The 6019-nt window shown below is 44.1% G+C and carries 1 protein-coding gene; it reads right to left on the minus strand.

Translation table 11 applies throughout. The features are described from left to right. A partial coding sequence (locus tag BCU91_RS19185) for a tandem-95 repeat protein (protein WP_133126624.1) occupies positions 1-6019 on the minus strand: 6019 nt, incomplete at both ends.

Below are 6019 nucleotides of genomic sequence, written 5' to 3' on the forward strand. Positions count from 1 at the left end.
TTTTGAACCAGGATACCGTCGGTGCCAGAATATGACACTGAGTCTAGGCTGACGGTGCCATCCACATCACTTGAGTTCGCTAATAGCTGCTCAGCGCTAATGGTGATTTGGCCGTCTTCGTTGACTGTGTATGAGGTTGAACCCGCTACCGGTGCATCATTAATATCAGTTACTGTAATATCGATATTAGCGCCAACGGTTTCTTTTCCATCAGTGACCGAGAAGCTAAGTTCAACTTGACCATTAAAGTTCTCATTTGGCGCAAAACTATATGTTCCATCGCCATTATCAGTGAATACACCTTCGGTACCACTGTATTCAACACCACTAACGGATAAGTCGTCTCCATCGATGTCTGTTGCGCCCTTAAGCAATTGCTCATCAGTGAAGATTAAGGTTCCATCTTCTTCGACAGTGTAAGCTTGATCTTCCACTCCTACTGTTGTGTCATTTATAGGGTTAATAGTCAGATCAATGTTGGCTTGAACTGTGGTTCCACCGTCATAGACATCAAAGCTTATATCCATTTCACCATGGAAGTTTGCATCAGGAGTCAGGGTAAATGAACCATCGTCGTTTTCTGTGATAGTAACGTTGTTACCGCCAGTTAGATTTCCAGCAGTTAAGTCATCACCGTCTACATCACTGGCATTGGCTAACAATTGCTCTTGAGACAGGGTAATACTGCCGTCTTCATCAACACTGTAAGCCAGATCACCCGAAACGGGTGCATCATTCACCGCAATGACTTCAATGCCTGCTGTGGTTTGCGCCACTGCCCCATCATCATCGATGACTGAGATATCGAGGCTAATATCACCATTGAAGTTCTCGTTTGGCGAGAAGGTCACTGAGCCGTCCGAGTTTTGAACCAGAATACCGTCGGTGCCTGAGTAGCTCACGCTATCTAAACTAACGCTACCATCAACATCACTAGAGTTTGCCAGTAACTGCTCAGGGCTAATGGTGATTTGGCCATCTTCGTTGACTGTGTATGAAGTTGAACCCGCTACCGGTGCATCGTTGACATCCGTAACCGCGATATCAATGTTAGCTGGTGTGGTTACCGTACCATCGCTTACACCGAAATCGAGCTGTAAATCACCATTGAAGTTTTCATTTGGCGCAAAGCTATGGGTGCCATCACCGTTGTCGGTAAGCACACCATCGGTACCTGTGTAACTCACATCGGCGATAGTTAAATTATCACCTTCAATGTCGGTGGCACCAACAAGCAGTTGCTCATCGGTAATGATGATCACGCCGTCTTCGTTCATGCTAAAGCTTTGATCTTGCGCTAGAGCAGCATCATTAACAGGGTTAACACTTAGATTTAATTCAGTGGAGACGATTTGATCGCCATCACTGACATCAAAGCTAAACGATACTTCACCGTTGAAGTCCGCATCAGGGGTAACTGTGTATGTTCCATCACCATTGTCGACCAATGTGACATTGTCATCATCAGAGCTGACATTAACGGCAACTAAATCATCACCATCAAGATCGGTCGCATTCGCTAATAAATCAGCTTGAGTAATAGTGATTGAGCCATCTTCATCAACCTGTGCGGTAACTGCATCAGAATCAGGTGCATGGTCAACTTCAAAGTTTATCGTTTGAACAGTACTAGATTGATCGTCATTTGACAGTTCAGTGGCTGTTGCGATGATCTCTAACGATGCTGAACCGGTGTAATCCTCAGGGAAGGTAACTGCAAGGTTTTGATCCAACACAGTGGTTGGGATAACAACGCTGCCATCTTCACCAACAACAATTTCACCTTGGAAAATTTGGCTATTTGTTTCACCAACATCAATGGTAAATGTGAAGTCATCAAAATCTTGATCTCCGCCGCCAAAGAGATCTTCAACACCGTAAACAATATCGCCATCTTCATTCAGTGTGGTTCTCGTATGCTCTATGCCATCTTCGTTAAGATTGCTATTGCTGCCACCATGGAAAATCGCATCACCAAATTGACTTAAAATCGGCGTTTCGACGCCATCTTCACTAATGTGAACCAATTGCGGGTCGACTGAGTCGATAGTCGCAGGGTTACCATCGGCATCGCGGAACTCAAATGTACCGTCCTGCATATTCTCAAAGTCATTACGATTGAAACCATTTGGGATCACAAATAGATTGAAGCTTTCACCCGCCTCGACATCAAACGTGAAGGATGATTCACCTGGGATTAATTCACCGCCAGAGCCCACTTCAGAAGCATTTTCAAAACCAATTTGTACCCCTGTAATATTACCTTCTTCATCAACGGTATAGTAACCCGCCGTATTTTGATATCCGGCAGTTTCGCCCTGGAACGTCACGGTAATATCGGTATTGTCGTAACTGGTAATACCGCTGCTTTGTTCGTCAAACAGCGCTTCGCCGTCATAGGTCAGTACTGAACCTTCTGGTAAACCATTTACTTCAACCGTAAGGGTTTCAGAAAGGTCTTGATCCACTAGACTTGCATCAATATTAAGTTGCGTGGTTGAACCGGGCTCTACCACAATCACTTCATCAGTGACGACATCGCCATCACCCGTTGTTACTGTTAAGTCAGGAGCATCAGCAACGGCTTCGATGGCAACACCAATACTTTGTGATACCTCATCTGTGCCATCTGACACACTAAAATCGACCTCAATATTGCCACTAAAATGTTCATTCGGAGTGAAGCTGTAAGTACCGTCGCCATTATTCGTCAATGTACCTTCATCTGCGCTGTAAGATACATCAGTAATACTAAGCTCATCACCTTCGATATCTGTCGCTTGTGCCAATAATTGCTCTTCTGTGAAGATTAATGTTCCATCTTCTTGAATTGCAAAATTAAGCGGCTGCACTTCAGGCGCGTCATTAATTGGATTAACTGTCAGAGTCAGCTCTGTAGGTGTGTCAGTTTCACCGTCCGAAACATCATAACTAAAGACAATATCGCCATTAAAATCAGCAGAAGGCGTAACGCTAAAGGTACCGTCGCCATTATCGACAACGGTCGCATTTGGATCGTTAGTTTGTAAACCATCGGCTCTTAAGAAATCACCATCTTGATCTGATGCATTTTCAAGTAGCATTTCTTGAGTAACTAAAATTGTGCCATCTTCGTCTACAGAAGCAACAATAGGCCCAGCTTCAGGGACATCATTTACAAACTCAACATTAAGACTAATATCGGCCGAAACCACATCAGTGCCGTCACTGACATCAAAGCTCAAGCTGGCGGTACCGCTGTATTCCGCTTGTGGGGTTAGCGTATAAGTCCCATCGCCATTATCAATGACTTCAACGTTTGGATCTTGCGATGTGACATTAACAACAGATAACTCATCGCCTTCTATATCCGTTGCTTGAGCCAGTAACTGCTCGGTAGTAACCGTTATAGCTTCATCTTCCATGGTATTAAATGAAAGATCAGGAACATCTGGAGCATCATTAACTGGCGTAACCGTTAGATCTAATTCAGTGGCAACCGTTTCAATACCATCAGTCACATCGTATGTAAATTGGATGTCACCATTGAAATCTTCACTTGGGGTGATCGTAAAGCTGCCATTGTCATTTTGTACGACAGTCGCATTTTCATCGTTGGTAACAAGATTGGTTGCGGCCAGAGAATCACCATCGACATCACTGGCATTGGCGAGTAATTCTTCTTGAGATAGGGTAATACTGCCGTCTTCATCCACAGTTACCGCAACTGGGCCAGAGACTTCAGGGCCTTCGTTGTATTCTTCAACGGTAATATTTAATGAACTAGGAGCAGATGCTTGGCCATCACTAACCTCGAATGACAAAGACACATTGCCGGTAAATCCTTCTGCTGGCGTGAAGCTAAAGGTATTGTCACCGTTGTCGACCAAAGTACCATCCAGCTGATTGGTCAGCACTAAATCTTCAATATGAAGAATATCGCCATCAACATCACTTGCACCTGACAATAAGCTAGATGCATTAATGGTCATGGTGCCATCATTGAGCATTTGTAAATCTAATGGCGCCCCTGCAACAGGGACATCATTAACAGGGATAACAGTTAAATCAATATTATTGGTTGTAACATCTTGACCATCACTAATGCCATAACTTAAGTCGACGTCACCATTGAAATTTTCGTTGGGAACAAAGGTGTAACTACCATCGTCATTGGTAATTAACTCACCGGCATTACCGCTGTAACTCACATCTTGAATAGATAAATCATCACCTTCAATGTCAGATGCATTCGCAAGTAAATCAGCATCAGTGAAGCTAATAGAGTTGTCTTCTTCAGTGCTAAGGACTATTGGTCCAGATGCAATTGGTGCATCATTGACCTCAGCAAAGTTGATATGGATAGTATTGTCATCAACTAACTCACCATCAGTCACTTGATAAGTTAGGTCAATATCCCCCGAGAAATTCTCATCTGGGGTAAGGGTCCAAGTGCCATCACCATTGTCGGTTAGCGTTGCATTCTCATCGTTTAACTCAAGATTAATGATATCGAGATTTTCACTATCAATATCAGAAGCTTGTGCAAGCAACTGCTCCTCGGTTATCACAATAGAAGCAAAACCATCTGCCCCTTCTGAACTTGTCACAACAGGAAGCTCTGCAGATAAATCGATATCTTGATCACCAGCGTGAAGGTTCAGCTCAATTGTTTCTGTTACTTCAGTGCCATCTACGGCAATCGATGTAAAGACCACATCATCAGGTAACGTCTGCGATACAGACATATTCTGCACCACATAAGTGCCGTTACCTTCAATTGTGCCTAACTCAAATCGTGCTACGGGTTCATCCGTGGTAAGGGTATACGTATGCTCGAAACTACTATTATCATCTTTATGATAAGTTTGTGAGTCGATGAGGTTGCCATCGGCATCAAAAGCCCTAATTTCTACTTCAGTGAAGTTTTTAGATCCTTCAACAAACCAACCACCTAAGCCATCTAGTTCGAAGCTGATTTCATTAATATCTTGACCTTCAACATTAATAACTAGCTGCTCATCACCACTTAAACCTTGTCTATCGGTATCGCCAATACCATGGCCAATATGAGTATTACCATTCCAAGCGCCTAACGGCCCATCTGTACTCTGGGTGGTAACTACTAAGTCGCCATCAGTAAATTCACGGGTATGTGAATCTATTTCTGTGCCCCAATCATCAACTGTCGCATTATCATCGAAGGTACCGATTTGACTAGTATGAGTAGAATCAGTAACTGCGGTTTCATCAGCAACAAAGCGTACTTCAGTATCAGGCGCGAATTCTTGTCCTACCTCTAACGTCACCCATTCATCATTGATATTGGCTTGTACAATACCAAACTCAGGTTGTGCATCGAGGCGAATAGCAGGCTCTTCACGAAGACTAACGCCAACGGTTTGATCTTCTTCTGCTTGAATATAAATATCGGCACCCGCAATCGGTGCATCGTTAACTGGGTTAACGGTTAAATCAACACCTGTCGCCACTGTAGTGGTGCCATCTGAGACATCAAAGCGTAAGTCTAAGTCGCCATTAAAGTCGGCATCTGGGGTAATGGTGAAGCTGCCATCGTCATTCGCCACAACTGTTGCGTTACCAGCAACGCTAAGCCCTTCAGCGGTTAAATCATCACCGTCTACATCAGATGCATTGGCAAGTAATTGTTCTTGGCTGAGAGTAATGGTGCCATCTTCATCGACATTGTAAGCCAGGTTACCATCAACCACTGGCACATCATTGACCGCGAGTGTGGTGATGCCTGCGGTGGTTTCAGCGGTCGCGCCGTCATCATCGATAACCACCACATCAAGACTGATTTCGCCGTTGAAGTTCTCATTAGGGAAGAAAGTGACCGAGCCATCAAGATTATTCGTTAATATGCCGTCGGTGCCAGAATATGACACTGAGTCTAGGCTGACTGTGCCATCCACATCACTTGAGTTCGCTAATAGCTGCTCAGCGCTAATGGTGATTTGGCCGTCTTCGTTGACTGTGTAACTTGTACTGCCTGCTACCGGTGCATCGTTGACATCCG

Source organism: Shewanella sp. 10N.286.52.B9, from assembly GCF_002873635.1.
GTDB lineage: Bacteria > Pseudomonadota > Gammaproteobacteria > Enterobacterales > Shewanellaceae > Shewanella.